Raw genomic sequence first — 26,428 nt, 5'->3', positions numbered from 1 at the left:
CCGGGCCCGCCGGCCGCGCCCCTGTCGCCGCCGACCACGCCCATCGCGCCGCCGGCCACGCCCGGCACGCCGGACGCTGCGCTGCCGTCGTGGGCCGCCGCCCCCGTGTCGGCACCGCCGCCGCCCGTGGTGACGGCCCCGGCGCTGCCGACCTGGCCGCCGCCGGCCACGCCCGCCCGCGACGGCGACACGACCCGTCCGGTACGTCCGCAGCCCGGCGGGCCGGATCTCGCCGCCACCGTGTACGGCGGGACCGACGGGCCCGGTTTCGCCACCGTGACGTTCCCGCAGGGCAACCCGCTGGAGAACTCCGGATCGCTGACCGGGCACATCCTGGCCCAGGGCTGGTCCGAGGAGAGCCCGGCGGCGCGGGGCGGCACCACCAAGGTGGTCGTCGTGCTGGGGATCGCGCTGATCATGCTCGTCGCGATCAGCCTGCTCGTGGTCTTCCTGGCCAACGACGCGCTGAGCAGCCTGACCGGGACCATGCTCATCGAGTGACAGGGGTGAGCCCGCCCACTACGGCCTCGCGTTGCCCTGGCGGACTCGCCGATCCGCCGTACACTTGTGTGCGATCACTGACCCGGCGCGCCCCGACTGCGCGCCCATGGGCGATCTTGCGGGCGATTCGGCGGCGTGACAGGCCGCGGCGGGCCATCGCGAAGATGCGCCCCGCTCGAGAGGCATTTCTTGACCACGTTCGCTGAATCCAGCACGTCCCCGTCCGTCGACCCGACGCCCGACACCGTCGACTTCGCCTCGCTCGGCCTGCCCCGGCAGATCGTCGAGACGCTCGCCCGGCAGGGCATCACCACCCCGTTCGAGATCCAGCGGGCCACGCTGCCCGACTCGCTCGCGGGCCGCGACGTCCTCGGCCGGGGCCAGACCGGCTCGGGCAAGACGCTCGCCTTCGGCCTGCCGGTGATCGCCCGGGTCGCCGACCGCAACCGGGCCCGGCCGCTTCACCCCCGCGCCCTGATCATGGTCCCCACCCGTGAACTTGCCATGCAGGTCAACGACGCCCTGGTGCCGCTCGGCAAGTCGGTCGGCGTGTTCCTGAAGACCGCCGTCGGCGGGGTGCCGTACGACCGGCAGATCGACGCGCTGCGCCGCGGCGTGGAGATCGTCGTGGCCACCCCGGGCCGGCTCGGCGACCTGATCGAGCGGGGCGTGTGCCGGCTCGACGACGTCGAGATCACCGTGCTGGACGAGGCCGACCAGATGGCGGACATGGGCTTCCTGCCCGAGGTCACCCGGCTGCTGGCGAAGACCCCGGCGGACGCGCAGCGGCTGCTGTTCTCGGCCACTCTGGACAACGACGTCGACACGCTCGTCAAGCGGTTCATGACCGACCCGGTCACCCACTCGACCGCACCGGCCACCGCGGCCGTGTCCACCATGGATCACCACCTGCTGCTGATCCCGCCGCACGACAAGTTCGCTGTCGCGGCGTCTATCGCCGCCCGTGAGGGCCGCACCATGCTGTTCGCCCGTACGCAGCTCGGCGTCGACCGGCTGGTCGAGCAGCTCGCCGCCGTCGGTGTGCGGGCCGGTGGGCTGCACGGCGGCAAGACCCAGCGCATGCGCACCAAGACGCTCGCCGAGTTCCGCGAGGGCCGGACGCCCGTGCTGGTCGCGACCGACGTGGCGGCCCGGGGCATCCACGTCGACGGCGTCTCGCTGGTGCTGCACGTGGACCCGCCGAAGGACCCCAAGGACTACCTGCACCGGGCCGGGCGTACGGCCCGGGCCGGCGAGTCGGGCGCGGTGGCGACGCTGGTGCTGCCGAAGCAGCGCCGCACCACGCTGGCCATGATGGAGAAGGCGGGCGTCGAGCCGGCCGAGACCCGGGTCCGGGCGGGCGACGAGGCGCTGGCCGAGCTGACCGGCGCGCGTGAGCCCAGCGGCGTACCGGTCCGGGACGAGCCGGAGCCGCGACGCGGCGGCGGCTCGCGCCGCTTCGGCGACCGGGACGGCCGGGGCTTCGACCGTGGCGGCCGGAGCTTCTCCGACCGTGGCGAGCGCCGGTTCGGCGACCGTGACGGCCGGGGCGAGCGCCGGTTCGGCGACCGGCCTGCGGGCGAGCGGTCGAGCGACCGGTTCGCGGACCGGGGCGGTGACCGCCGGTTCGGCGACCGGCCGACCGGCGAGCGCTACTCGGGCGAGCGGTCCGGCGGCGGTGAGCGCCGCTTCGGGCGGCCGGAGCGTCGCGACGACCGCAGCTTCGGCGACCGGGGGTCCGACGGCCGGAGCTTCGGCGAGCAGCGGTCCGACGACCGCGGCCCGCGCGGCGACGACCGGCGCTTCGGCGAGCGGGCCGACCGGCCGTACGGGGACCGGCAGCGGCCGACGGCCGGACGCGGGTACGACCGGGACGAGCGGCGGTACGACGACCGGCCGAGTGGCTCGCGCGGCTTCGGCGACCGGCGCCAGGAGGACCGCCCGCACGCCGAGCGGCGTTTCGGTGACCGGGGCGACGCGCGTCCGGCCGAGCGCCGGGCCGGCGGTTTCCGGGCCGAGGGGCGGGGCCGGGACGACAGGCGCGGCTTCGGCGGGCGCCCGCCGGCACGTACCCACTGATCTGAGCGCACCCACTGACGCCGTCGTCGAGCACCTGCTCGGCGGCGGCGTTCGCGCATCCGCTGCCGCCGACCGCCGGGTCGCGTAACGTCCGGACCATGCCGAAGTCGCTCTTCTGGGCCCGGACCGACACCGCCGGCTGCGAGCACGTCGTGCTCGACGACGGCCAGGGGCTGACCGCGCAGGGTGTGGCGCTCGCCGTGGATCCGATCCCGTACACGTGCCGGTACCGCCTCGCCGTCGGGCCGGACTGGTCGACGAACCGGCTGGAGGTCGAGTCCGAGGGCGCGGGCTGGTCGCGGAGCGTACGCCTGGAGCGGGGCCGGGACGGGTGGCGCGTGCGTACCGGCGAGGAGGGTGACCTGGACGCGGCGCTGAGCGCGGCGGGCCACCCACCGGCGGGCCTGCCGGGCACCGACGACCCGGGCCGGCTCGCCGAGGCGCTCGACGTGGATCTGGGCGGCTCGCCGCTGACGAACACGCTGCCGATCCGCCGGGTCGGGCTGGGCCGGCTGCCCGCCGACCTGGCGACCGCCGTGTCGGTGGCCTGGGTGCTGCTGCCCGGCCTGGCCGTGGTGCCCGCCGAGCAGGTCTACACCTCGCTGGGCCCGGGCCGGGTGCGGTATTCCAGTGACACGTTCACAGCCGACCTGGAGGTCGACCCGGACGGTTTCGTGGTGCGCTACCCGGGGCTGGCCGAGCGGGTCGACCCGCGCTGACCGTCCGGGTCCGGTTCAGGCCGCCGGCCAGGTGCCGTCGGTCAGGAACCGGTCGATGGTGGCGAGGTGCGGCGCGAGGTCGAGGCCCTGCGCGGCCACCCACTCGTCGGAGTAGTAGGTGTCGCCGTACCGGTCGCCCGGGTCGCAGATCAGCGTGACCACCGAGCCGGTACGCCCGGCCGCGCGCATCTGCGCGATCAGCCCGAACGCGCCCCACAGGTTGGTGCCGGTGGAGCCGCCCACGAGGCGGCCGAGCACCGCCGAGCCGGCCCGCATCGCCGCGAGCGACGCGGCGTCCGGCACCTGCACCATCCGGTCCACCACGCTGGGCAGGAACGACGCCTCGACGGTGGGCCGCCCGATGCCCTCGATCCGGGAGCCGCGGTCGGTGCGCACCGACCAGTCGCCGGCCTGCCAGGCGGGGTAGAAGGCGGAGTTCTCCGGGTCCACCACGCAGAGCTTGGTGGGCAGCCGCCGATACCGGGCGTACCGGCCGATGGTGGCGCTGGTGCCGCCGGTGCCGGCGCCGACCACGATCCAGGCGGGCACCGGGTGCCGTTCCAGCGCGAGCTGGGCGTAGATCGACTCGGCGATGTTGTTGTTGCCCCGCCAGTCGGTGGCCCGCTCGGCGTAGGTGAACTGGTCCATGAACCGGCCGCCGCTGTCCTCGGCGAGCCAGCGCGCCTCCACGACGACCTTGGACGGGTCCTGCACCAGGTGGCAGCGTCCGCCCTGGAACTCGATCTGGGTGATCTTCTCCGGCGACGTGGAGGCGGGCATGACCGCGATGAAGGGCAGCCCGAGCATCCGGGCGAAGTACGCCTCGGAGACGGCCGTCGAGCCGGACGACGCCTCGACGATGGTGGTGTCCGGGCCGATCCAGCCGTTGCAGAGCCCGTAGAGGAACAGCGAGCGGGCCAGCCGGTGCTTCAGCGAGCCGGTGGGGTGCACCGACTCGTCCTTGAGGTAGAGGTCGATCCCCCACTCGCGGGGCAGCGGGAACGGCAGCAGGTGGGTGTCGGCGGAGCGGTTGGCGTCCGCCTCGACAGTGGCGATCGCCTCGGTCACCCAGCGCCGGCTGGCCTCGTCGCACCGGTCGAAGTGAGTCACGTCGGCAACGTTACAAGCGAGGTGGGCTCGGGTTTTCCCGGACCCGGCGGGCCTGCCGCCGTTGCCCCGCCCGTCCGGTGGCCCGGATCACCGGCGTGAGGGCCAGGGCGAGCCGGGGGAAGGCGTCCAGGAGCCGCACCTGGGCGCCGCGCCAGCGCGGCAGGCTGACCACCGGCCGGGGCCGGCGGGCCAGCCGGACGGCCCGTGCGGCCACCCGCTCCGGCGTGAGCAGCGAGCCGGTGAAGGACGCCAGCGCCCCCGGGTCGTCCAGCTTGTCGTGCAGCATCGGCGTCCAGATCCCGTCCGGGCACAGGCACGACACGTGTACGCCCCGGACGCCCGCCATCCGCAGGTCGCTCGCCGTGCCGAGGCTGAACGCGAGCAGAGCGTGCTTGCTGGCCGCGTACACCGTCTCGCCCGGCGCGGCGATCAGCCCGGCCAGCGAGACGACGTTGAGCACGTGGCCGTGGCCCTGCTCGCGCATCACCGCGACGGCGGCGAGCGTGCCGTTCATCGCGCCGAGCGCGTTCACCTCGACCACGGCGCGGCGGGTCCGGGCGTCGTGGCCCCAGGACGGGCCGGTGACCAGGATGCCGGCGTTGTTCACCCAGAGCCCGAGGCCGCCGGGCGCGGCCGCCGCCTCGGCGGCGACCTCCGCGCAGGCGGACTCGTCGCGTACGTCGAGGGGGCGGGACCAGCCACCCAGCGACGCGGCGGCGGCCGACGCGGCCCTGGCGTCGGTGTCGGTGAGCAGCACGTTCCAGCCGTCGGCGTGCAGCGCGGCGGCGATGGCCCGCCCCAGCCCGCCGGCCGCTCCGGTCACCACTGCGGCACCGCGTCCCGAGCTCGTCATCGGCGCACGGTAACCGCAACCGGCGGCCCGGGGCCAGAGGCGTCAGGCGGTGGGCGGCTCCAGCGGCTGCGGGCGGTTCTCCCACTTGGTCGACAGGGCGATGCTGGTGCGGGTGGACGCCACACCCGCCGTCCGGTTCAGCCGGACGATCAACTGCTCCAGCTCGGCGATCGTGCCGACCCGCGCCTTCAGCAGGAAGGACTCGACGCCGGCCATGAAGTAGCAGGACTCGATCTCGGGGATGCGGCGGAACGACTCCAGCACGTCGTCGGTGTCCGCGTCGGAGTCCTCGATGATGCCGATGAGCGCTGTCACGCCGAGCCCGATCGACTCCGGCTCGACCTCGGCCCGGTACGCCCGGATCACGCCGCTGGACTCCAGCTTGCCGACCCGCTCGTGCACGGCCGGGGCGGAGAGGCCGACCTGACGGGCCAGCTCGGCGTACGACAGACGGGCGTTGCCCCGCAACAGCTCCACGAGGCTCAGGTCGATCGTGTCCACGGAGAGTGACCCTATCCGTTCGGCGACCATGGAACACTGCCGGTACCCGTGGATCAACCCCTCACAAACGTACGATCACGGGGGTTCTCCACCGGTACCATTTCCTATCCTTCCCAGTGTGTGCGTTTTTCGCGTTTGGCGGACACGTCCGGTAGCCGGTGCTGTAATTGCCATACGTCCCTCATGACGGCTCTGGGCTCGCACCGGCCGGGGGCAGTGTGTTCAGCCGGGGGCTTCGTCGACGCGAGGAGGGGGCTGTGGACACTGGAGATCGCCTGCTGACACCGGGTGAGGTCGCTGCGCTGTTTCGGGTGGACCCGAAGACCGTGACCAGATGGGCAGCGGCCGGCCGGATCGGCAGTATCCGGACTCCAGGAGGGCACCGCCGGTTTCGGGAATCCGAGGTGCGGGCCCTGCTCGAGGGGGAGGGCATGCTGGACGAGGCGGAGGACATGGGCAAGGCCCGCAACATGGGCCCGGCCGCTTCCACCGGCCCCGGACCGGCGAACGCCGGCATGTACTGAACGTGCGGGGCGCGGTCCGGCCGAGGGCCGCGCCCCGCACGTCGGCAACCGGGCCGATCAGTCCGGATCCGCCTCCCGGCGACCGGCGGCCAGTTCGCCGGACCACCGCCGGAACAGCGTGTGCTCGACACCGAGCGCGTCGAGCACCTTCCCGGCCACGAAGTCCACGAGCTGCCCGGCGGACGCCGCCGCGCCTGCGCCGTAGAAGCCCGGACTGGCCGGCAGCACCACCGCGCCGGCGTCGTGCAGCGCGATGAGATGTTCCAGGTGACTGCGGGTCACCGGCGTCTCCCGGGGCACCACGACGACCGGGCGGCGTTCCTTGAGGTTCACCTCGGCGGCGCGCTGGAGCAGATCCTTCGACAGCCCGATGGCGATGCCCGCGCACGCGGCGGTGCTCGCCGGCACCACCGCCATGCCGCGTACCGGGTAGGAGCCGCTGCTCGGGCCGGCGGCCAGGTCACCGGCGGGCCAGTGCCGCAGGTCCGCGCCGGTGAGGTCGCGGTCGAGCCAGGCGGCCAGGTCCTCGGCCCAGTGCGCGTCCCGGAAGGGCCGGCCGGTCTCGTCCAGCACTGTCAGCCGGGCCGCCCGGGAGACGATCAGGTCCACGGACTGGCCGGCGTCGAGCAGGCCCCGGACGACAGCCGCCGCGTACGGCGTCCCGGACGCGCCGGAGACACCCACCACCCATGGTTCGCGCATGCCCCCAAGCGTGCCTGGTCGCCGGGGACGGCGGGCGGCGACCCCCGTTCGGTCGGTCCGCCCGGGATGTCCAGAGGGTTCACGGAACTTCCCGCGACGTGAAATTCTTCGATCGGCGATCCACTTCCACGGAGGGGCCGGTGATGACGGCGGCGGTGCTGCGGGCGCTCCGTTCCGACTGCCCCATCCCGCCCCGCCTCTCCCCGTACGCCGACGACGTGCAGGGCTGGCTGGTGGAGCAGGTCGACCGGCTCGGCCTGCCGGCTGACCCGGCCACCCGGCGACGGCTGGCGCGGGCCGGCTTCGCCCGGTACGCCGGCCGCCTCTACCCGGACGCCACCGAGCCCGACCTGCGGGTGCTGACCGCGTTGTTCACCTGGTTCTTCCTCGTCGACGACGCCTGCGACGGGCGGGACGGGCTGACCCCGCCGCAGATCCGGGCGTTGCGTGACGGCGCGCTCGCGTTGCTGCGCGAGGGTCCACGCGCCCGCCATCCGGGCTTCTCCGGCCCGCTGCGCCGTCTGCTGGTGCAGGCGTGGCGCGAGCCGCGCCGCCGGATGCCGGCCCGGTGGCGGCTGCGCTTCGCCGACGCGGTCGCCGACCACCTCGACGGGGTGTACCGGGAGGCCACCGCCACCACGTCCGGCCGCCCACCGGGCATCGCCGAGTACGTGCGGCTGCGCCGGGCCACGTCGGCGGCGTACGTGTCGTACCCGCTGATCGAGTTCGCGTCCGGGCGTCCGCTGCCCGACGCGGTCTACCACCATCCGGCGCTGCGGCGGCTCGCCGGCCTCGCCAACGACCTGCTCTCCTGGTTCAACGACGTCGCCTCGCTGGAGCGCGACCGGGCCACCGGCGGCGGGCACAACCTGGTGCTGGCGACGGCCGCCGAGCGGGGCGTGCCGGTGCCGGCGGCGGTCGACCTGGTCGCCGCGCACTGGCGTGCCGAGATGGACCGGTTCGCGGCGCTCCTGGCGGCGGCGCCGTCGTTCGGTCCGACGCTCGACGACGCGGTCGCCATCCACCTCGACGGCCTGGCCGCCGCCGTGCGCGGCACAGTCGACTGGACGCTGGAGAGCGCCCGCTATCCGGTCGCCGCGGCGTCCTGACCGGGGTGCGGCGGCCCGGTCGTCGCCGTTACGGCCGCAGGCCGAGCCGGATCACCAGGTCGAGCAGCGCGAGGACGAACAACGCGATGCCGACGAATCCGTTGGCGGTGAAGAACGCCCGGTTGACCTTGCTCAGGTCGGTGGGGCTGACCACCATGTGCTGGTAGGTGAAGGCGACAGCGGTGAGCGCCAGCCCGATCCACCACAGCCAGCCGAAGCCGACCCACGCGCCGAACCAGATGAACAGCGCGAACGTCACCACGTGCGCGACCGTGGAGGCGTGCAGCGCGAAGCGCAGCCCGTACCGGGCGGGGACGCTGTGCACCCCGATCTCGCGGTCCACGTCGGCGTCCTGGCAGGCGTAGATCAGGTCGAAGCCGCCGATCCAGAGCCCGACCGCGGCACCGAGCAGCCAGGCCGGGCCGGAGCCGTCGAGCGTGCCGGTGACCGCCAGCCAGGCGCCGACCGGGCCGACCGCCTGGGCCACCCCGAGGATGGCGTGCGGCCAGTTCGTGAACCGCTTGCCGTACGGGTAGACCACGAGCGGCACCACGGCGAGCGGCGCGAGCACCAGGCAGAGCGGGTTGAGCAGGGCGGCGGCGGCCAGGAACACCACGAGCGCGACGGCCGCGCCGGTCCAGGCCGTCCGCACGCTCACCGCGCCGGTGACCAGTTCCCGGTTCGCGGTACGCGGGTTCCGCGCGTCGATCCGCCGGTCGAGGATCCGGTTCGCGGCCATGGCGAACGTCCGCGCGCCGACCATCGCCACGGTGATCAGCAGCAGGTCGAGCCAGCGCACCCGGCCGCCGTCGAGCTGCATGGCGGTCAGCGCCGACAGGTACGCGAACGGCAGCGCGAAGACCGAGTGCTCGATGGCGACGAGCTTGAGGAAGGACGAGACCCGGCCGGGCCGTTCCTGTACTGCCGCCGTCATCAGATCCCGTATTCCTTCCAGCGCTTCTCGACGAGCGAGACCACCTCGGGCGACATGCGCATCTCCTCCGGCCAGCCCCGGCTGTAGCCCTCCTCGGGCAGCTTGCGGGTCGCGTCGATGCCCGCCTTGCCACCCCAGAACTGCTGGTACGAGGCGTGGTCGAGGTGGTCCACCGGCCCTTCGGTGACCATCAGGTCACGGGCGTAGTCGACGTTGCCGAAGGCGCGGAACGCGACCTCGTTGTAGTCGTGCACGTCGCAGTCCTCGTCGACGATCACGATCAGCTTGGTCAGCGACATCATGTGCGCGCCCCAGATCGCGTTCATGACCTTCTGCGCGTGCTTCGGGTAGCGCTTGCGGATCGACACGATCGCGCAGTTGTGGAACACCCCGGCGGCGGGCAGGTCGTAGTCGACGATGTCCGGGATCAGGAAGCGCAGCAGCGGCGCGAAGATCCGCTCGGTGGCCTTGCCGAGGCCGTGGTCCTCCTGCGGCGGCTGGGACGTGACGATCGAGTGGTAGACCGGGTCGCGCTGCATGGTCATGCACTCGATGTGCATGACCGGGAACGGCTCGACCGGCGTGTAGAAGCCGGTGTGGTCGCCGAACGGCCCCTCGGGCAGCCGCTCGCCCGGCTCGATGTAGCCCTCCAGCACGATCTGCGCGTGCGCCGGCACCTGCAACGGGACGGTCAGGCAGTCCACCATCTCGACCCGCTCACCGGCGAGGAACCCGGCGAACAGGTACTCGTCGATGTCGGCCGGTAGCGGCGCGCTGGCCGAGTACGCCACCACCGGGTCCGCGCCGATCGCGATCGCCACCGGCAGCCGCTGGCCGAGCCGCTCGGCGACCGCGTGGTGCGCGGTGGAGTTCTTGTGGATCTGCCAGTGCATGCCGATCGTGTTGTGGCTGTGCTGCTGGAGCCGGTAGAGCCCGAGGTTGCGCTTGCCGGTCTCCGGGTGCTTGGTGTGGGTCAGCCCGAAGTTGTGGAAGATCCCGCCGTCACCGGGCCACACCTGCAACCCGGGCAGCCGGTTCAGGTCGACGTCGTCGCCGCGGTAGACGACCTGCTGGCAGGGGGCGGTCTTGACCTTCTTCGGCGGCATCGACTTGAGCTGCATGACCTTACCCAGGCCGCCCATCATCCCGGAGAAGCCCTGCGGCAGCTCCGGCTTGAGCATGTCGCCGATCCGCTCGCCGATCTCGTCGAGGTGCTCCACCCCGAGCGCCATCGCCATCCGCTTCTCGGTGCCGAACAGGTTGATCGCCACCGGCATCTCGCCCCGGGTGGGGCGCTCGAACAGCAGCGCCGGCCCGCCGGCCCGGACGGTGCGGGTGACGATCTCGCTGATCTCCAGCGTGGGGTCGACCGGCGCGCTCACCCGCCGCAGCTCGCCCGCACGCTCCAGCGCCGCGAGGAAATCCTTGAGATCGGTGTACGGGAAGCGAGCCGCCATATCCCCATCCTCCCGCACCCCGTTCCTCGGGCCGGGCGCGCCCCCGGTCAACAGGGGGCGGGAGTCCAGGCGTACGCGGCCAGTGACGCGTCGAGCGGCGCGTCGGTGAGCCGGTTGGCGAACGTGGAGATCGTGTACGTGCCGACGCCGAGCACCACGTCCAGCGCGTGCCGGGGCTGCCATCCGGCGGCGAGCAGCGCGTCCAGGTCGGCGTCGGGGACCGCGCCCCGCTGGTCGAGCACGGCCACGGTGAACCGGCGCAGCGCCTCCAGCCGGGAGTCGGGCAGCGTCGCACCGGTCCGCAGCGCCTCGATCAGCTCGGGCGCGGCGGCGTGCCGGACGAGCGCGGCGGTGTGCATGGCCACGCAGAGGTGGCAGCCGTTGCGGGTGGCGACGGTCAGCACGACCACCTCCCGGGCGACCGGGTCGAGGTCGGTGGCCTCGAACGCGGCGTTGGCGGCGAGGAAGCCCTTGAGCAGCTCGGGCGAGCCGGCCATCAAGCCGACGGCGGCGGGCAGGTGACCCAGTGTGCGGCGCACCCCGGCCATGACCGGGCGGGCGGCGGCGGGCGCGGTGTCCGGCTCGTACGCGGTGAAGCGGGACATGACAGTGCCCCTCTCGTAAGATGGTCAACGTGGTTGACGAAATAGTAAACCTGGTTGTCGAACATGGCAACGCCTGACCGCCCCGGCTTCGCGCTTCCGCTACTCCTGCTCGCCGGCTTCCGCACGCTCGTCGACGACCTGCACGCCGAGCTGGCCCACCAGGGGCACCCCGAGCTGCGCCCGGCCCACGGCTTCGTCCTCCAGGCCGTCGGCCCGGCCGGCACCACCGCCTCCGACCTCGGGCAACGCCTCGGCGTCTCCAAGCAGGCCGCGGGCAAGACGGTGGACCGGCTGGTCGCGCTCGGCTACCTGGAACGCGTGGACGACCCCGCCGACGCCCGCCGCAAGCTGGTCCGGATGACCGCGAAGGGCCGCGACGGCCTGCACCGCTCGGCAGTCGTCTTCGACGAGTTACGGGACCGCTGGGCGGCGACGCTCGGCGCGGACCGGGTCGACGCCATCGAGGACGACCTGCGCCGGATGGTTCCCGCCGACGTGTTCCGCCTCGACGTCCCCGGCTGGTTCGGCGGATGAATTCGTCACTGACAGCTTCGCCGTCGGCGGTTCATCATCGGCGGATGGACGACGCATACGTCATGGGCGACCCGGACGGCCTCAGCCCGCTCCGAGCAGAGATCCGCGACGCGGTGGCGCGCGAGCTGCACGCCCAGTTCGCGCTCCGGGCCGACCGCCTCGAACTGGCCGACCTGCCGGAGGTGGCCTACCAGGTCACGCGCCGGGTGGACGAGGTGCTGAGCGCACGCCCGGCCGCTACACCCCGGCGTACGAGTGCAGACCGGTGAAGAAGAAGTTCACGCCGAACAGGTTCATCATCACGGTCAGGAAGCCCACGACGGCGATCCAGGTGGCCACGTTGCGCTTCACGCTCGGCGTGGCCCGCGCGTGCAGGTAGCCCGCGTACACCACCCAGGAGATGAACGCCCAGGTCTCCTTCGGGTCCCAGGCCCAGGGGCGGCCCCAGGCCGCCTCGGCCCAGATCGCTCCCGCGATCACCGCGAAGGTGAAGATCGGGAACGAGAAGGCGTGCAGCATGAAGGTCAGCCGCTCCAGCCCGGCCGCCTCCGGGAGGCGGCGGGCCAGGGTGTACGGGAAGCTGCGCCGCCCCTGCTCCCAGCCGGACCGCATCAGGTACGCGGCGGCGGGCACCACACCCAGCAGGAAGATGCCCGAGGCGAAGATGATCGTCGAGACGTGGATGATGAACCACCACGACTGCAGCGCCGGCATCAGCGGCTCGATCGGCACGTAGAGCTTCAGCTCGGCGAACGCCAGCAGCAGCACCATGACCAGCGTCAGGAACAGCCCGAGCCGGCGCAGCCACGGCTGCTTCCAGAGCACCACGAGCCAGGCCGCCACCCCGATCCAGGTGCCGGTCAGCACGAACTCGTACATGTTGCCCCAGGGCATCCGGTCCGCGGCGAGGCCCCGGGTGACCACGGCGCCCAGGTGCACGGCGGCGGCGAGCACGGTGAGCCAGGCGGCGATCCGGCCGGCCAGCACGGCCCGCGCGCCGGTGCGGTCCGGGTGCGGCGGCGTCGCCGCGACGGCCGGCTCGTCGATCGTGCCGCCGGCTCCGCCGACGCCCGCGCCGACCAGCTCCCGCGCCGGCGCGGCCGCGGGCACCTTCCGCGCGTTGCCCAGCGCGAACTCCACGGCGTGGCTGATCATCGCGATCAGGTACGCCAGGATCGCGAACGCGACCAGCTGGTCGGAGAGTGCGGACATCAGTCGTCTCCTTCTCGCGCCCGCCGCGCGTCCGGCGCGTCGCCGCTCACGGCGGCGACGAGCTGCGCGAACTCGTCGGCGAACCCAGGGTGCTCGGTGCGCGGCAGCCCACCGGCCTCCACCAAACTACTACCGCTCGTCGGAGATCCGCCCTCGGGGGGCGAAACCCGGAACCAGACCCGGCGCCGCCGGGCGAACAGCGAGCCCATCAGGCCCAGCAGCAGCGTGCCGCTCGCCACCAGCAGCAACGTCTGCCCGGGCGCCTCACGGACCGAGATCGTGATGTACGGCTTGGTGCCGACGAACTCCAGCGTGCTGCCGTCGTCGAGGGTCCACTTCTCCCCCGGCCGCAGCAGCTTGGTGCCGATCTCCTTGAGCTTGCCGTCGTCGATCTGCCGCCGGTCCAGCGCGTAGACCGAGCCGGGGATGCCCGCGTCCAGCCCGAGGTTGCCCCGGTACGCGGTCAGGTTCACCGCCGGGTTCCGCTCGGCCGGGTACTGCGACGAAACGTACGGCGCGCTCTCCGGCGCGGTCGGCAGGTAGAGCCCGTCGAAGGCGATCTGCTGGTCCGGGGCACGCGCGCCGGTCTTCGGGTCGACGTTGGCGTCCGGGAAGATCGCCACGCCCTCCTCGGTCGCGTTGGAGTCGCCGGTACGCAGGAACGGCGCCTCGCTGGTCTGGCTGCGGCCGTACTTGTCGGTGTACTTCAGCAGCGGCGCGTAGCCGTTGCCGAGCAGGTAGACGTTCGCCGAGCCGAGCCGCAGCGGCGAGTTGACCGAGAAGCCGGCGGTCCGTTCCGCGCCGCCCGGCTCGTCCACGGTCACCGTGGCCCAGTAGCGGGACGCCAGCCCGGACGGCAGGTAGTCGGCCTCGAACTTCTCCAGCGTCAGGCAGAACGGCGGCAGGTCGGAGCTGTCCACGCGCGGGCCGAGCGACGCCTCGGCGTACTGCTGGCGGGTGTTGCAGAACGCGTTGTCCTCGCCCGCCACCAGGATGCGGTTGCCGTGCCAGCCGTACCAGGAACCGAGCGCCACCCCGAGCAGGACGGCGACCAGCGACACGTGGAAGAGCAGGTTGCCGGTCTCCTTGAGGTAGCCCTTCTCGGCGGAGACCTCGTTGCCGCGCACCGTGACCCGCCACCGGCGGCGACGCAGCACCGCCGCGATCGCCTCGGGGTCGGCGGCGGCCGGGGTCTCCAGCACCGCGTGCTGCGGCAGCCGGTCGAACCGTCTCGGCGCGGCCGGTGGCCTCATCCGCAGCGCGCGGACGTGGTCGCGGGCGCGGGGCAGGATGCAGCCGATCAGCGAGGTGAACAGCAGCAGGTAGATCGCGGAGAACCAGACCGAGCCGAAGACCTCGAACGCGCCGATCTGGTTCAGCCGGGGCGCGAGGTCGGGGTGGTCGACGAACCACTGGTTGACGCGTTCCGGGTTGACACCGCGCTGGGGCAGCACCGAGCCGGGGATGGCCGCGATGGCGAGCAGGAACAACAGGATCAGCGCGGTACGCATGCTGGTGAGCTGCCGCCACGAGTTGCGCAGCAGGGCCAGCACCGGGTTGACCCGCCGCCGGGGCGCCTGCGCCGGTGGGGTCGACGGCCGGTCGTCGACTGTCGTCATCAGATGCTCACCTCGCCCACGCCCACGTTCGTCTGCAACCAGATCACCACGTTCACCCAGCCGCCGGTGATCAGCGCCAGGCCGATCGCGATCAGCAGCGCGCCGCCGATCCGGGTGACCCAGCGGCTGTTGCGCCGGACGGCGCGGAACACCCCGAGCAGGCGCTGGAAGCCCAGCCCGAAGACGACGAACGGTATCCCCAGCCCGAGGCAGTACGCCACGGCGAGCAGCACGGCCCGGTCGGTCCCGCCCTCGGTGGCCGCCATGCCGAGCACCGCGCCGAGCGTCGGGCCGGTGCAGGGCAGCCAGCTGAGCGCGAAGACCGCGCCGAGCACCGGTGCGCCGAGCAGCCCGGCGGCGGGCAGCCAGCGGATGCGGAACTCCCGCTGCATGCCGGGGATCACACCGAGGTAGCCGAGGCCGAGCACCACCACGAGCGCGCCGATGACGATCTCCAGCGTGCGCTCGTACCGGAAGAAGAGCTTGCCGACGCCGGAGAAGAGGATCGCGGTGGCGACGAACACGACTGTGAAGCCGGCGATGAACAGCAGCGTGCCGGCGAGCACCCGGCCCTTGACGGCGGCGGTGGTCCGGGCCTGCGTCCGTTCCACCACACCGACGCCGCCCCCGCTCGGCGGTGGGTCCTGCGGCGGCGGGGCGCCCGGACGGCGGCCCTCCAGGTCGGTGCCGGCCAGGCCGGTCACGTACGACAGGTAGCCGGGCATGAGTGGGAGCACGCACGGGGACAGGAAGCTGACCAGTCCGGCCAGGGCGGCCGCGCCGACCGCGAGCAGCAGCGGGCCGGACTCGGCGAGCTGGCGGAACGTCTCGCCCATCAGCGGGAGCCGTTCGGCGGCGGCGACTCGGCGGCGATCTCCTCGACGATCGGCCGCAGCTCGTCGCGGGTGACAGCCCGGCGGATCACCACGGCGATCCGGCCCTCGCGGTCCAGCACGACGGTGGCCGGGGTGGTGTTCGGCGGGATGTCGAAGTTCAGCGCCTGCCGGCTGGCCGGGTCGAAGATGCTCGGGTATGTGACCCGGCCCTCCTCGAAGGCGATCGCCTTGTCCTTGCTGTCCTGCACGTTGATGCCGAGGAACGTCACGCCGGAGCCCTTGGTGGCCTGGTATGTGGCCTCCAGGTCGTCCGCCTCGGCCCGGCAGGGCGCGCACCAGGAGCCCCAGAAGTTGACCACGACGACCTGCCCGCGGTCGCGGGAGATGTCGTAGCCGCCACCGGTGAGCAGTTCGCCGCTCACCTTCGGCGTCTTGGAGCGCTGGTCGGGGGCACAGGTGACGGTCGAGCCGTCGGCCGCGCACCGGCTCTCCTGGCTGCCGGAGGAACAGCCGACCAGCGCCGTACCGGCGGTCACGGCGGCGAGCAGGGCGGCGGCGAGCCTCCGGGTGAGCATCAGGCCCCCTTGGCCGTCCGGGCGGTCGGCGAGATCGAGACGAGGTGGGCCGCCGGCTCGGAGTACCCGATGCCGGCGATCTTGGCACCGTCGAAGTGGAACGAGGTGAGGCTGGCCAGGCCGCACTGGCGGCGGCGCGGGTCGTGCCAGAGGCGCTTGCGCTCGACGTGCCGGCGCAGCGTCCAGATCGGGAGCTGGTGCGACACGAGCACCGCCTCCCGCCCCTCGGCGGCGACCCGGGCGGCGTGCAGCGCGGCGAACATGCGCTCGGCGATGGCCCGGTACGCCTCGCCCCAGGACGGGGTCACCGGGTCGCGCAGCACCCACCAGTTGCGCGGGTCGCGGAACGAGCCGTCACCCGGCGAGACCTTCTTGCCCTCGAACCAGTTCGCGCTCTCGATCAGCCGCTCGTCGACGCCGACGGAGAGGCCGAACTGCGCCGCGATCGGCTCGGCGGTCTGCTGGGCGCGCTCCAGCGGGCTGGCCACCACGTGCACCACGGTCCGGTCGGCGAGCGCCTGCGCCGCCGCCTTGGCCATCTGCACGCCCAGCTCGGAGAGGCGGAACCCGGGCAGGCGGCCGTAGAGGATGCCGTCCGGGTTGTGCACCTCACCGTGCCGCAGCACGTGCACCACGGTCTCCGCCATTTGGTTACCCCCCGTGTCCTGCCGCTGCCGCCGCCCGCGCCGCCACCGGAAGGGCGGCGGCGATCTGCTCCCACGCGGCGTCGTCGACCGCGGTCGAGACGAACCACGACTCGAACGCGCTCGGCGGCAGGTAGACGCCACCGGCGAGCATCGCGTGGAAGAACGCCTTGAACGCCGGCACCACCTGGGTGCGGGCGCTGTCGTAGTCGTGCACGTCCGCGTCGGTGAAGAAGACCGAGAACATGTTGCCCGCGGTGGAGAGGCGGTGCGGCACGCCGGCCGCGGACAGTGCCTCGGTGGTGAGCTTGCCCAGCGCGGCGGCCGTCTCGTCGAGCCGCCGGTAGAGCGCGTCGTCGGCCAGCCGCAGCGTGGCCAGCCCGGCCGCGCAGGCCAGCGGGTTACCGGACAGCGTGCCGGCCTGGTAGACCGGGCCGACCGGGGCGAGTTTCGCCATGATCTCCGCGCGCCCGCCGAACGCCGCGGCCGGCAGGCCGCCGCCCATGACCTTCCCGTACGTCCACAGGTCCGCGTCCGACGGGTCGAGGCCGTGCCATCCGGCGCGGGACACCCGGAACCCGGTCATCACCTCGTCGACGATGAGCAGCGCGCCGTTCGCGTGCGCGATCCGGGCCAGCTCGGAGTTGAAGCCGTCGCGCGGGGCGATCACGCCCATGTTGCCGGCGGCGGCCTCGGTGATGATCGCGGCGATGTGCGGCCCCTCGGCGGCGAACGCCTCCTCGACCGCGCGCAGGTCGTTGTACGGCAGCACGATGGTGTCGCCGGCCGCCGCGCCGGTCACGCCGGGCGAGTCGGGCAGGCCGAACGTGGCCACGCCGGAGCCGGCGGCGGCGAGCAGCGCGTCCGAGTGGCCGTGGTAGCAGCCGGAGAACTTGATGATCTTGGAGCGGCCGGTGAAGCCGCGAGCCAGCCGGATCGCCGACATGGTCGCCTCGGTGCCGGAGTTGACCAGGCGCACCTGCTCCACCGGCGTCCGCGCGACGATCTCGTCGGCCAGGTCGACCTCACCCGGCGTCGGCGTGCCGAAGCTGGTGCCGAGCGCCGCCGCCTCACGCAGCGCCTCCACCACGGCCGGGTGCGCGTGGCCGAGGATCAGCGGACCCCAGGAGCAGACCAGGTCGACGTAGCGACGACCGTCGGCGTCGAAGAGCCACGGACCCTCCCCCCGGACCATGAAGCGCGGGGTGCCGCCGACGGCACGGAACGCGCGCACGGGAGAGTTGACCCCGCCGGGCACGACGGCCTTGGCGCGGTCGAACAGGGCCTCGGAGGCCGGGGCGTCGGCCGGGTAGCGGCCGGATCCGGCGGAATGCGTCTCGGTCACGATGGGGCCATTGTGTCAGCGCCGGAGTGCTGCCTGGCAGGCACCCCGCGACGGGGGTTACCAGGCTCACCCGCCTGAGCGGCGCGGCGGGCCGACAGCGATCCGCTCGACAGGCCCGCTGGTCGAGATCGCGATAGGCTGACCGGGTGGATCGTGCCGAACTGTCCATCACCGTACACCGGACGGGTGACGAAGCAGTGCTTCGCCTGGCCGGTGAGATCGACATGCTCACGGCCGCCCAGCTCTCGACGGTGGTCAACGAGGTGCTGGCGGATCCGCCCCCGCGCATCGTGCTCGACCTGGCCGGGGTCACGTTCTGCGACTCGCAGGGCCTCGGCACGCTCGTGGTGCTCAGCCGCAAGGCCAGTCACACCCAGTGCCTGCTGATCCTCACCAACGTCGGTGACTTCCTGATCCGCGTACTGGACATCACCGGCCTCCGCAGCGCCCTGATGATCCGCAACGGAGCCACCCCGTAGCCCTCGGGGTTCTCCCCGCGATCTTGCACTTGCGGCCCTCAACCGGGGTGATTTGCCCCTTTCGCCGGGGCCGCAAGTGCAAGATCGACGCCTTCAGAGGACAGGGATGTCGCGGCGGCGGAAGGTGAGCAGGCCTGCTGTGGCCAGCGTCACCGCCAGGGCCGTCAGCACGTACAGCGGGGTGGGGGTCCAGGCGTCTCGCAGCACCTGCGGGGTGTGCGTGAACGGGGACACGTCCAGCAGCCACTGGTCCAGCTCCAGCACCGCGCCGAGCTGACCGAGCAGCACGCAGACCGCCAGCACCACCCACGCGGCCGACGCGAGCCGGGGCAACAGGCCGTAGAGCAGCACGGCGAGCCCGGCCAGCACCCACGCGGCAGGCACCTGGGCCAGGCCGGCGGCGAGCATCCGGCCCAGCTGGCGGGGCACGTCGCCGGTGCTCAGGCCGTACGTCAGGCCGGTCGTCAGCCCGGTCACCGCAAGCACGACGATCGGGCCGAGCAGCGCGAACGCCACGTGCGAGAGCAGCCAGGTCGAGCGCCGCGTACCGGTGGCGAGCACCGGCTCCGCGTGCCCGGCGGACTCCTCCGCGCGCATCCGCAGCGCGGCCTGGATGCCGTACCCGGCGGCGGCCAGCCCGGCCAGGCTCAGCGTGACCCCCAGGTACGCGTCGGCCATCCCGGACGCCCCGCCGAGCCGGGCCACGATCTCCTCCATCCGCGGGCTCCCCTCGACCGACCGGCCGGCCGCCTCGGCCGCGCCCCCGAGGATCAGCCCGAGCAGACCGAACCCGACCGACCACCAGAGGATCTGCCCCCGGTGCAGCCGCCAGGCCAGCCCGAACGGACCGGACAGGGTGCCGCCCGCAGTGGCCGGGCCGAACCGGGGCGGCAGCACGCCGGCGCCCAGGTCGCGGCGGACCGAGATGGGGTACGCGAGCGCGGCGAGCAGCACCGTCGCCGCCAGCGGCAGCAGCAGCACCCACCACCGCTCCCCCTCGTACGGCCGGACTCGGGCGCCCCAGCCCAGCGGGGACAGCCAGCTCGGCCAGTCGTTGCCGGCGGTGTCCCCGGCCAGGCGCAGGCCGAACGCGGCGCCGAGACCGGCGAGGCCGATGCCCCGTGCTCCGCCCGCGGTCTCGGTGAGCTGGGCGGCCAGGCCGCCGAGCGTCGCGAAGACCACGCCGGTCAGCACGGTGACCAGCCCGTACGCGACCGAGCCGCCGACCGGCAGCCCGGTCGACACCAGCCCGGCGGCGGTGAGCAGCCCGAGCACCACGTCTGCCGCGTACGTGACGAGCAGCGCGGCGGTCAGCCCGGCGTGCCGCCCGAGCACGCTGCCACCGAGTAGTTCCCGCCGCCCGGCCTCCTCCTCGGTGCGGGTGTGCCGGATGACGGTGAGCAGGCTCGCCAGCGCGACGATGAGCAGTAGGAAGCCGCTGCGCTGGGCGGTCAGCCCGCCGACGCTGTCGCCGTACGCCGGGCCGAGCAGCGCGACGATCGACGGGTTGCGGGCGGTGCCCTCCAGGTACGCGGCCCGCTCGGCGGCGGTCGGGAACAGCTCGAAGAAGCTGGCCGCGTACGTCATCGGCAGCACCGCGAGGACCAGCACCCACAGCGGCAGCAGGAGGCGGTCCCGGCGCAGGGTCAGCCGGACCAGGTGGCGCGTGCCGGTGAGCGCACTCATGACCGGTCCGCCGTCTCGTAGTGCCGCAGGAACAGTTCCTCAAGCGTGGGCGGCGTGCTGACCAGGCTGCGTACGCCGAGTTCGGTGAGCCGGCGCAGCGCGGCGTCGAGCGACGCGGTGTCCACGTCGAAGCGGACCCGCTGCCCGTCCACCCGCAGGTCGTGCACGCCGGGCAGGTCGGCCAGGCCGTCCAGCGGCGCGGTGACCTCGGCGTCGATCGCGGTGCGGTGCAGGTGGCGCAGGTCGCCGAGGGTGCCGGACTCCACCGTCCGGCCGGCGCGGATGATCGTCACCCGGTCGCAGAGCGCCTCCACCTCGGCCAGGATGTGGCTGGACAGCAGCACTGTGCGCCCGTCCTGCCGGGCCCGGCGGACCCAGTGCTGGAAGACCTCCTCCATCAGCGGGTCGAGCCCGGAGGTCGGCTCGTCGAGGATGAGCAGCTCGACGTCGGAGGCGAGCGCGGCGACCAGGCCGACCTTCTGGCGGTTGCCCTTGGAGTAGGTGCGCCCCTTCTTGCGCGGGTCCAGCTCGAACGACTCCAGCAGCTCGGCGCGGCGCTTCGGGTCGAGGCCGCCGCGCAGCCGGCCGAGCAGGTCGATGACCTCGCCGCCGCTGAGGTTGGGCCAGAGCGTGACGTCTCCGGGCACGTACGCGAGACGGCGGTGCAGCGCCACCGCGTCCCGCCAGGGGTCGCCGCCCAGCAGTCGGACGGCCCCCGCGTCCGCCCGCAGCAGACCGAGCAGCACCCGGATGGTGGTCGACTTGCCGGAGCCGTTCGGGCCCAGGAAGCCGTGCACCTCACCGGTGCGGACGGTGAGGTCGAGCCCGTCGAGGGCCCGGGTGCGGCCGAAGTTCTTCACCAGGCCGGACACATCGATTGCCGTTTCCATATTTCAGAAGCTACGCTTGTTTCACAAACTTGTGAAGACTGTAGGGTCACGGGGTGAGCGTCGAGGAGCCGACCATGAACGTGCCGCCCCACCACGACGAGGAAGAGGTCCACCTCTTCATCGAGCGGATGGCGATGGCCTTCGCCGACGTGGGCTTCCCCCGGATGGCCGCCCGGGTCCTGTTCACGGTGATGAGCGCCGACGGCCCGCTCACCGCGGGCGAGATCGCCGAGCGGCTCGGCGTCAGCGCGGCGGCCGTCAGCGGCGCGGTGCGCTACCTGACCCAGTTCGCCATGCTGGTCCGCGAGCCGGTCAAGGGCTCCCGGAGCGACCGCTACCGGATGCCCGACAACCCGTGGTACGAGGCGACGATCACCAAGACCACGATCTACAAGAACTTCATCGACATCGCCGCCGGCGGGGTCGACGCGCTGCACGGCCGCAGCACGCCGGCCGGTGAGCGGGTCGCCGAGATGCGCGACTTCTTCCTCTTCGTACAGGAGGAGCTGGAATCGCTCGGCGACCGCTGGCGGGCCCGGCGGGCCGCGACCGGGCACGGCGACCCGGCCGTCGGCTGAACCGTCAGCGGGTGTTGCCCCAGCGCGCCTGCTCCAGCAGTTCCACCGCGCGGTCCCGGGCCGACGGGTCGTCGTCGGCGCGCAGCAGCGCTGTCGCCTCGTCCACCGCGTCGGTCAGGTGCCGCCACTGCAGATCCCGCTCCCGCACCAGGTCCGACTGGGCGGCGAGCTGCCGCGTCTTCACCCACAGGTCGACGAAGACGGTCACCTTGGCCCGCAGCACCCACGGGTCGAACGGCTTGGTCAGGTAGTCGACCGCGCCGGCCGCGTAGCCGCGCAGCGCGAGCTGGGCGTCCTTGTCCGCAGCGGTCAGGAAGATGATCGGTACGTGCCGGGTGCGCTCACGCCGCTTGATGTGGGTGGCGGTCTCGAAGCCGTCCATGTCCGGCATCTGGGCGTCCAGCAGGATCACCGCGAAGTCGTCCACCAGGAGCTGCTTGAGCGCCGCCTCGCCGCTCTCCACCGCGACCGACTGCACCGGGAGACCCTGGAGGATCGCCTCCAGCGCCATCAGGTTCTCCCGCCGGTCGTCCACCAGCAGGGCCTTGGCCGTCTGCGTCACGCGTTCTCCTCGCCTCGGCTCCGGCCGATCCAGGACGCCATCAGTTCGATCAGCTCGTCCAGGTCCACCGGCTTGGTGATGTAGTCGCTGCCGCCGGCGCCGAGCGCCGACTCCCGGTCGCCGGGCATCGCCTTCGCGGTCAGGAACACGACCGGCAGGTCCGCGAACCGGTGGTTGCGGCGGATCTGCGCGGTCGTCTCGTACCCGTCCTGGTCCGGCATCATGGCGTCCATCAGGACGATGTCCACCTCCGGGTGCTCGGCGAGCTGGCGGACTCCGTCCGCCCCGTTGTCCGAGTACAACACGGTCATCCCGTGCAGTTCCAACGCGGACGTCAGCGCGAACACGTTCCGCACGTCGTCGTCGATGATGAGCACGGTCACGCCGTCCAGGCGCCGGGTCGCGGGCGTCTCCTGGGGCTGCGGCAGCTCCATCGGCATGAGCAGCGAAGACGGCAGGCCCGCGCGGCTCGGCGACGGCGGCGCCGGCGCCACCACCGCGTCCGGCGCCAGCACATCGGGTACGAAGAGAGTGAACGTCGAACCCTGACCGGGCGCGGACGAGACGGTGATCGTGCCGCCGAGCAGGCGGGCAAGATCCCGGCTGATGGACAGCCCGAGGCCGGTGCCGCCGTAGCGCCGGCTGGTGGTGCCGTCCGCCTGCTGGAACGCCTCGAAGATCAGCGACAGCTTGTCGTCGGAGACCCCGATCCCGGTGTCTATCACGGTGAACGCGATCACCCGCTGCGCGTTCGTCAGCGCCGGCACGTCGAAGACGGCGTTCTCAGCCGCCGGGCCGATGCGCAGCGTCACCGCGCCGTTGTCGGTGAACTTCACCGCGTTGGACAACAGGTTGCGCAGGATCTGCTGCAACCGCTGGGCGTCGGTGACCAGCGCGGGCGGCAGATCGCTGCTGACCCGTACCTGGAAGTCCAGGCCCTTCTCCTCGGCCTGCGGCGCGAACGCCTGCTCCACGTAGCTCCGGATCTCGGCGAACTGGATCTCGGTGGGCTCCACGTCCATCCGGCCCGCCTCGATCTTGGACAGGTCGAGGATGTCGTCGATCAGCGACAGCAGGTCCGACCCGGCGCCGTGGATGGTCCGGGCGAACTCGATCTGCTTCGCGCTGAGGTTGCGCTCCGGGTTCTCGGCCAGCAGCCGGGCCAGCAGGAGCAGCGAGTTCAGCGGCGTACGCAGCTCGTGGCTCATGTTCGCCAGGAACTCCGACTTGTACGCCGACGCGCGGGTGAGCTGCTGCGCCTTCTCCTCCAGGCCGAGGCGGGCCAGCTCGATCTCCCGGTTCTGCGTCTCGATGTTGGCCTTCTGCTCGGACAGCAGCTTCGCCTTGTCCTCCAGCTCGGCGTTGGTGCGCTGCAACTCGGCCGACTGGTCCTGCATCTCGTGCGCCAGCCGCTGCGACTGCGCCAGCAGCTCCTCCGTACGCCGGTTGGCCTGGATCGTGTTGACCGCGACGCCGATGGTGAGCACCAGCCGCTCCAGGAACGCCAGGTGCAGCTCGGAGAACGTGGCCACGCCGGCGAACTCGATCACGCCGAGCAGCTCGCCCTCGAACTGGACCGGCAGCACCACCAGGTCGGCCGGGGGCGTGTCGGCCAGCCCGGACCGTACGACGAGCCGCCCGTCCGGCTGCGCCTTGACCCGGATCGTCCGGCGGGACAGCGCGGCCTGCCCGACCAGCCCTTCACCCGGGCCGAACGTGACGTCGTGGCCGCGCGCCACGTACCCGTAGGAGGCGGTGAGCCGCAGCCGCATGCTGCCCTCGGAGCTGTCCGCCAGGAAGAACGCGCCGAGCTGCGCGTCCACCAGCGGGGTCACCTCCTGCATGATCATGCGGCAGACCTCGCCCAGGTCGCGCTGACCCTGGAGCAGACCGCCGATGCGGGCCAGGTTCGAGTCCAGCCAGCCCTGCTCGGCGTTCTTCTTGGTCGTCTCCCGGAGGGTGACGATCATCTGGTTGATGTTGTCCTTCAGCTCGGCGACCTCGCCCTGCGCCTTCACGTTGATCCGCTGGGTCAGGTCGCCGCGGGTCACCGACGTGGAGACCTGCGCGATCGCGCGCAACTGTGTCGTCAGGGTGGAGGCGAGCTGGTTGACGTTCTCGGTGAGGTCGCGCCACGTACCGGAGACGCCCTTGACCTGGGCCTGACCACCCAGCTTGCCCTCGGTACCCACCTCACGGGCCACCCGCGTCACCTCGTCGGCGAACGACGAGAGCTGGTCGACCATCGTGTTGACGGTGTTCTTCAGTTCCAGGATCTCGCCCTGCGCGTCCACGGTGATCTTCTGACCGAGGTCGCCGTTCGCCACGGCGGTGGTGACGGAGGCGATGTTCCGGACCTGGCTGGTCAGGTTCGACGCCATCGAGTTCACGTTGTCGGTCAGGTCACGCCACGTACCGGAGACACCCTTGACCTGGGCCTGACCACCCAGCTTGCCCTCGGTACCCACCTCACGGGCCACCCGCGTCACCTCGTCGGCGAACGACGAGAGCTGGTCCACCATCGTGTTGACGGTGGACTTCAGCTCCAGGATCTCGCCCCGGGCGTCCACGGTGATCTTCTGCGACAGGTCACCCTTCGCCACAGCCGTCGACACCTGGGCGATGTTGCGCACCTGCGCGGTCAGGTTCGACGCCATCGAGTTCACGTTGTCGGTCAGGTCGCGCCAGGTGCCGGCGACGCCGCGCACCTGGGCCTGGCCGCCGAGCTTGCCCTCGGTGCCCACCTCGCGCGCCACGCGCGTCACCTCGTCGGCGAACGACGAGAGCTGGTCCACCATCGTGTTGACGGTGGACTTCAGCTCCAGGATCTCGCCCCGGGCGTCCACGGTGATCTTCTGCGACAGATCACCCTTCGCCACGGCCGTGGTGACGGAGGCGATGTTGCGGACCTGGCTGGTCAGGTTCGACGCCATCGAGTTCACGTTGTCGGTGAGATCCCGCCACGTACCGGATACGCCCTTGACCTGGGCCTGACCACCCAGCTTGCCCTCGGTACCCACCTCACGGGCCACCCGCGTCACCTCGTCGGCGAACGACGAGAGCTGGTCCACCATCGTGTTGACGGTGTTCTTCAGCTCCAGGATCTCGCCCTGCGCGTCCACGGTGATCTTCTGACCCAGGTCGCCCTTGGCGACGGCGGTGGAGACCTGGGAGATGTTGCGGACCTGGCTGGTCAGGTTGCCGGCGAGCTGGTTGACGTTCTCGGTGAGGTCGCGCCAGGTGCCGGACACGCCGCGCACCTGCGCCTGGCCGCCCAGCTTGCCCTCGATGCCCACCTCACGGGCCACCCGGGTCACCTCGTCGGCGAACGACGAGAGCTGGTCCACCATCGTGTTCACGGTGTCCTTCAGCTCCAGGATCTCGCCCTGGGCGGCCACCGTGATCTTCTGCGACAGGTCACCCTTCGCCACAGCCGTCGACACCTGGGCGATGTTGCGCACCTGCGCGGTCAGGTTCGACGCCATCGAGTTGACGTTGTCGGTCAGGTCCTTCCAGGTGCCCGCCACGCCCGGCACCTCGGCCTGGCCACCCAGCTTGCCCTCGGTGCCCACCTCACGGGCCACCCGGGTCACCTGCTCGGCGAACAGCCGCAGCGTGTCGGTGAGCGAGTTCATCGTGTCGGCCAGCTCGGCCACCTCGCCGCGCGCCCCGACCGTGATCTTCTGCGACAGGTCGCCCTTCGCGACCGCTGTGGCCACCTGGGAGATCGACCGCACCTGCCCGGTGAGGTTCGACGCCATGGTGTTCACCGAGTCGGTGAGGTCCTTCCAGGTGCCGGCCACCCCGCGCACGTCGGCCTGGCCGCCCAGCTTGCCCTCGGTGCCCACCTCGCGGGCCACCCGGGTCACCTCGTCCGCGAACGAGGAGAGCTGGTCCACCATCGTGTTCACGGTCCGGCCGATGCGCAGGTACTCACCGCGCAGCGGACGACCGTCGATCTCCAGCGCCATGTGCTGGGAGAGGTCGCCGTCGGCCACCGCCACGATGACCCGGGCGATCTCGGTGGTCGGCCGGCCCAGGTCGTCGATGAGCGAGTTGACCGCCCGCTGCCCCTCCGCCCAGGAGCCGTCCAGGCCCTCGTCGTCCAGGCGCTCGGTGAGCCGGCCGTCGCGGCCGACGATCCGGCTGATCCGACGCAGGTCCAGGTGCTGCCGCTCCTGCAACGACACCACGTCGTTGAAAGCGTCGGCGACCTCACCGGGCAGGCCCGCCCGCCGGGGCAGGCGTACCCGCAGGTCACCGTGCGCCACCCGGCGCAACGCGTCGACCAGCTCGCCGAGGAGCACCTCGTGGTCGGACGCGGACGGGTCCGCGGTCAGCGACTGATTCACCGTGGCCATCGTTCCTCGCTCC

At 72.4% G+C, this 26,428-nt stretch carries 25 protein-coding genes and 1 pseudogene; 9 read left to right on the top strand and 17 right to left on the bottom strand.

Annotated features, from left to right (window positions below):
* The 3 genes and pseudogenes from F8279_RS30560 to F8279_RS10820 form a co-directional block, all read left to right on the top strand.
* Positions 1-501, top strand: a pseudogene (locus tag F8279_RS30560) (hypothetical protein); the annotation flags it as partial.
* A 189-nt stretch (positions 502-690) separates the two neighbouring features.
* Positions 691-2,580: a DEAD/DEAH box helicase gene (locus F8279_RS10825; protein WP_151499841.1), complete on the top strand. Its 1,890-nt coding sequence runs from the start codon at positions 691-693 to the stop codon at positions 2,578-2,580.
* A 98-nt stretch (positions 2,581-2,678) separates the two neighbouring features.
* On the top strand, positions 2,679-3,299 hold the full coding sequence (locus tag F8279_RS10820; RefSeq protein ID WP_091414369.1) for a putative glycolipid-binding domain-containing protein: 621 nt from the start codon (positions 2,679-2,681) through the stop codon (positions 3,297-3,299).
* 15 nt (positions 3,300-3,314) lie between these two features.
* On the opposite strand, the gene F8279_RS10815 is transcribed toward F8279_RS10820, so the two are convergent.
* The 3 genes from F8279_RS10815 to F8279_RS10805 are packed head-to-tail and all read right to left on the bottom strand — an operon-like array spanning position 3,315 to position 5,763.
* A complete protein-coding gene (locus F8279_RS10815) occupies positions 3,315-4,409 on the bottom strand; it encodes a PLP-dependent cysteine synthase family protein (RefSeq protein ID WP_151499840.1) in 1,095 nt (364 codons plus the stop codon).
* A 10-nt stretch (positions 4,410-4,419) separates the two neighbouring features.
* Entirely contained in the window at positions 4,420-5,262 is an 843-nt protein-coding gene (locus F8279_RS10810) for an SDR family oxidoreductase (protein ID WP_151499839.1), read from the bottom strand.
* Between the two features lie 42 nt (positions 5,263-5,304).
* Complete coding sequence (locus F8279_RS10805) at positions 5,305-5,763, bottom strand: Lrp/AsnC family transcriptional regulator (protein WP_018787850.1); 459 nt, start codon at positions 5,761-5,763, stop codon at positions 5,305-5,307.
* 257 nt (positions 5,764-6,020) lie between these two features.
* On the opposite strand from F8279_RS10805, the gene F8279_RS10800 reads away from it, so the two are divergent.
* Positions 6,021-6,287, top strand: coding sequence for a BldC family transcriptional regulator (locus F8279_RS10800; protein WP_091414363.1), 267 nt, complete (start codon positions 6,021-6,023; stop codon positions 6,285-6,287).
* A 57-nt stretch (positions 6,288-6,344) separates the two neighbouring features.
* On the opposite strand, the gene F8279_RS10795 is transcribed toward F8279_RS10800, so the two are convergent.
* Positions 6,345-6,989 carry a UbiX family flavin prenyltransferase gene (locus F8279_RS10795; protein WP_091414361.1) on the bottom strand — a complete coding sequence of 215 codons (645 nt, stop codon included), beginning with the start codon at positions 6,987-6,989 and terminating at the stop codon, positions 6,345-6,347.
* A gap of 143 nt (positions 6,990-7,132) precedes the next feature.
* On the opposite strand from F8279_RS10795, the gene F8279_RS10790 reads away from it, so the two are divergent.
* Positions 7,133-8,098, top strand: coding sequence for a terpene synthase (locus tag F8279_RS10790; protein ID WP_091414359.1), 966 nt, complete (start codon positions 7,133-7,135; stop codon positions 8,096-8,098).
* Between the two features lie 28 nt (positions 8,099-8,126).
* Here F8279_RS10790 and mqnP read toward each other — a convergent pair whose 3' ends face one another.
* From mqnP to F8279_RS10775, 3 genes are read right to left on the bottom strand one after another with little or no spacing between them, the layout of a single operon-like run.
* On the bottom strand, positions 8,127-9,032 hold the full coding sequence (mqnP, locus tag F8279_RS10785; protein ID WP_091414355.1) for a menaquinone biosynthesis prenyltransferase MqnP: 906 nt from the start codon (positions 9,030-9,032) through the stop codon (positions 8,127-8,129).
* Positions 9,032-10,489, bottom strand: a complete 1,458-nt coding sequence (locus F8279_RS10780; protein ID WP_091414353.1) for a menaquinone biosynthesis decarboxylase — start codon at positions 10,487-10,489, stop codon at positions 9,032-9,034. The genes mqnP and F8279_RS10780 overlap by 1 nt, the downstream gene beginning before the upstream one ends.
* Positions 10,490-10,536: 47 nt before the next feature.
* The gene (locus F8279_RS10775) at positions 10,537-11,094 is read right to left on the bottom strand and encodes a carboxymuconolactone decarboxylase family protein (protein ID WP_151499838.1); all 558 of its coding nucleotides are present in this window, start codon (positions 11,092-11,094) and stop codon (positions 10,537-10,539) included.
* A 63-nt stretch (positions 11,095-11,157) separates the two neighbouring features.
* On the opposite strand from F8279_RS10775, the gene F8279_RS10770 reads away from it, so the two are divergent.
* Complete coding sequence (locus F8279_RS10770) at positions 11,158-11,628, top strand: MarR family winged helix-turn-helix transcriptional regulator (RefSeq protein ID WP_151499837.1); 471 nt, start codon at positions 11,158-11,160, stop codon at positions 11,626-11,628.
* 44 nt (positions 11,629-11,672) lie between these two features.
* A complete protein-coding gene (locus F8279_RS10765; protein WP_151499836.1) occupies positions 11,673-11,897 on the top strand; it encodes a hypothetical protein in 225 nt (74 codons plus the stop codon).
* On the opposite strand, the gene ccsB is transcribed toward F8279_RS10765, so the two are convergent.
* Genes ccsB through hemL form a run of 6 tightly spaced genes read right to left on the bottom strand, consistent with a single transcriptional unit; the run spans position 11,866 to position 17,859 of the window.
* Positions 11,866-12,840, bottom strand: a complete 975-nt coding sequence (gene ccsB / locus F8279_RS10760; RefSeq protein ID WP_091414345.1) for a c-type cytochrome biogenesis protein CcsB — start codon at positions 12,838-12,840, stop codon at positions 11,866-11,868. The two genes, F8279_RS10765 and ccsB, sit on opposite strands and share 32 nt — an antisense overlap.
* The gene (locus tag F8279_RS10755; RefSeq protein ID WP_151499835.1) at positions 12,840-14,459 is read right to left on the bottom strand and encodes a cytochrome c biogenesis protein ResB; all 1,620 of its coding nucleotides are present in this window, start codon (positions 14,457-14,459) and stop codon (positions 12,840-12,842) included. The genes ccsB and F8279_RS10755 overlap by 1 nt, the downstream gene beginning before the upstream one ends.
* Positions 14,459-15,295, bottom strand: a complete 837-nt coding sequence (locus F8279_RS10750; protein ID WP_151499834.1) for a cytochrome c biogenesis CcdA family protein — start codon at positions 15,293-15,295, stop codon at positions 14,459-14,461. Before F8279_RS10750 ends, F8279_RS10755 begins: the two co-directional genes overlap by 1 nt.
* Complete coding sequence (locus F8279_RS10745) at positions 15,295-15,870, bottom strand: TlpA disulfide reductase family protein (protein ID WP_151499833.1); 576 nt, start codon at positions 15,868-15,870, stop codon at positions 15,295-15,297. Before F8279_RS10745 ends, F8279_RS10750 begins: the two co-directional genes overlap by 1 nt.
* Positions 15,870-16,517: a histidine phosphatase family protein gene (locus F8279_RS10740; RefSeq protein WP_091414336.1), complete on the bottom strand. Its 648-nt coding sequence runs from the start codon at positions 16,515-16,517 to the stop codon at positions 15,870-15,872. The genes F8279_RS10745 and F8279_RS10740 overlap by 1 nt, the downstream gene beginning before the upstream one ends.
* Positions 16,518-16,521: 4 nt before the next feature.
* Positions 16,522-17,859: a glutamate-1-semialdehyde 2,1-aminomutase gene (gene hemL, locus F8279_RS10735; RefSeq protein ID WP_151499832.1), complete on the bottom strand. Its 1,338-nt coding sequence runs from the start codon at positions 17,857-17,859 to the stop codon at positions 16,522-16,524.
* Positions 17,860-18,005: 146 nt separating this feature from the next.
* On the opposite strand from hemL, the gene F8279_RS10730 reads away from it, so the two are divergent.
* On the top strand, positions 18,006-18,338 hold the full coding sequence (locus tag F8279_RS10730) for an STAS domain-containing protein (protein WP_091414331.1): 333 nt from the start codon (positions 18,006-18,008) through the stop codon (positions 18,336-18,338).
* 93 nt (positions 18,339-18,431) lie between these two features.
* On the opposite strand, the gene F8279_RS10725 is transcribed toward F8279_RS10730, so the two are convergent.
* Together F8279_RS10725 and F8279_RS10720 are read right to left on the bottom strand one after the other, a co-directional pair.
* Complete coding sequence (locus F8279_RS10725) at positions 18,432-20,024, bottom strand: ABC transporter permease (RefSeq protein WP_151499831.1); 1,593 nt, start codon at positions 20,022-20,024, stop codon at positions 18,432-18,434.
* Entirely contained in the window at positions 20,021-20,914 is an 894-nt protein-coding gene (locus tag F8279_RS10720; protein ID WP_151499830.1) for an ABC transporter ATP-binding protein, read from the bottom strand. Before F8279_RS10720 ends, F8279_RS10725 begins: the two co-directional genes overlap by 4 nt.
* A 53-nt stretch (positions 20,915-20,967) precedes the next feature.
* Between F8279_RS10720 and F8279_RS10715 the strand changes: the two genes are divergently transcribed.
* Positions 20,968-21,492, top strand: coding sequence for a GbsR/MarR family transcriptional regulator (locus F8279_RS10715; RefSeq protein ID WP_225853221.1), 525 nt, complete (start codon positions 20,968-20,970; stop codon positions 21,490-21,492).
* Between the two features lie 4 nt (positions 21,493-21,496).
* On the opposite strand, the gene F8279_RS10710 is transcribed toward F8279_RS10715, so the two are convergent.
* Together F8279_RS10710 and F8279_RS10705 are read right to left on the bottom strand one after the other, a co-directional pair.
* Complete coding sequence (locus tag F8279_RS10710; protein ID WP_013473514.1) at positions 21,497-22,054, bottom strand: two-component system response regulator; 558 nt, start codon at positions 22,052-22,054, stop codon at positions 21,497-21,499.
* The gene (locus tag F8279_RS10705; protein ID WP_151499829.1) at positions 22,051-26,415 is read right to left on the bottom strand and encodes a HAMP domain-containing protein; all 4,365 of its coding nucleotides are present in this window, start codon (positions 26,413-26,415) and stop codon (positions 22,051-22,053) included. Before F8279_RS10705 ends, F8279_RS10710 begins: the two co-directional genes overlap by 4 nt.
* Between the last annotated feature and the right edge of the window lie 13 nt (positions 26,416-26,428).

Origin of the sequence: Micromonospora sp. AMSO1212t (assembly GCF_008868145.1) — a bacterium.
In the GTDB taxonomy this organism is placed as follows: Bacteria; Actinomycetota; Actinomycetes; order Mycobacteriales; family Micromonosporaceae; genus Micromonospora; species Micromonospora tulbaghiae.
The sequence above is the reverse complement of the archived record's forward strand: the minus strand, read 5'-3'. Positions and strand labels throughout refer to the sequence as shown.

What these genes read in the sequence shown, in the direction of transcription:
- mqnP (WP_091414355.1), bottom strand. Translation starts at nt 9,032, where the DNA reads ATGACGGCGGCAGTACAGGAACGGCCCGGCCGGGTCTCGTCCTTCCTC.
- ccsB (WP_091414345.1), bottom strand. Translation starts at nt 12,840, where the DNA reads ATGTCCGCACTCTCCGACCAGCTGGTCGCGTTCGCGATCCTGGCGTAC.
- F8279_RS10775 (WP_151499838.1), bottom strand. Translation starts at nt 11,094, where the DNA reads ATGTCCCGCTTCACCGCGTACGAGCCGGACACCGCGCCCGCCGCCGCC.
- F8279_RS10770 (WP_151499837.1), top strand. Translation starts at nt 11,158, where the DNA reads ATGGCAACGCCTGACCGCCCCGGCTTCGCGCTTCCGCTACTCCTGCTC.
- F8279_RS10755 (WP_151499835.1), bottom strand. Translation starts at nt 14,459, where the DNA reads ATGACGACAGTCGACGACCGGCCGTCGACCCCACCGGCGCAGGCGCCC.
- F8279_RS10720 (WP_151499830.1), bottom strand. Translation starts at nt 20,914, where the DNA reads ATGGAAACGGCAATCGATGTGTCCGGCCTGGTGAAGAACTTCGGCCGC.
- F8279_RS10765 (WP_151499836.1), top strand. Translation starts at nt 11,673, where the DNA reads ATGGACGACGCATACGTCATGGGCGACCCGGACGGCCTCAGCCCGCTC.
- F8279_RS10790 (WP_091414359.1), top strand. Translation starts at nt 7,133, where the DNA reads ATGACGGCGGCGGTGCTGCGGGCGCTCCGTTCCGACTGCCCCATCCCG.
- F8279_RS10820 (WP_091414369.1), top strand. Translation starts at nt 2,679, where the DNA reads ATGCCGAAGTCGCTCTTCTGGGCCCGGACCGACACCGCCGGCTGCGAG.
- F8279_RS10740 (WP_091414336.1), bottom strand. Translation starts at nt 16,517, where the DNA reads ATGGCGGAGACCGTGGTGCACGTGCTGCGGCACGGTGAGGTGCACAAC.
- F8279_RS10705 (WP_151499829.1), bottom strand. Translation starts at nt 26,415, where the DNA reads ATGGCCACGGTGAATCAGTCGCTGACCGCGGACCCGTCCGCGTCCGAC.
- F8279_RS10795 (WP_091414361.1), bottom strand. Translation starts at nt 6,989, where the DNA reads ATGCGCGAACCATGGGTGGTGGGTGTCTCCGGCGCGTCCGGGACGCCG.
- F8279_RS10780 (WP_091414353.1), bottom strand. Translation starts at nt 10,489, where the DNA reads ATGGCGGCTCGCTTCCCGTACACCGATCTCAAGGATTTCCTCGCGGCG.
- F8279_RS10810 (WP_151499839.1), bottom strand. Translation starts at nt 5,262, where the DNA reads ATGACGAGCTCGGGACGCGGTGCCGCAGTGGTGACCGGAGCGGCCGGC.
- F8279_RS10750 (WP_151499834.1), bottom strand. Translation starts at nt 15,295, where the DNA reads ATGGGCGAGACGTTCCGCCAGCTCGCCGAGTCCGGCCCGCTGCTGCTC.
- F8279_RS10725 (WP_151499831.1), bottom strand. Translation starts at nt 20,024, where the DNA reads ATGAGTGCGCTCACCGGCACGCGCCACCTGGTCCGGCTGACCCTGCGC.
- F8279_RS10745 (WP_151499833.1), bottom strand. Translation starts at nt 15,870, where the DNA reads ATGCTCACCCGGAGGCTCGCCGCCGCCCTGCTCGCCGCCGTGACCGCC.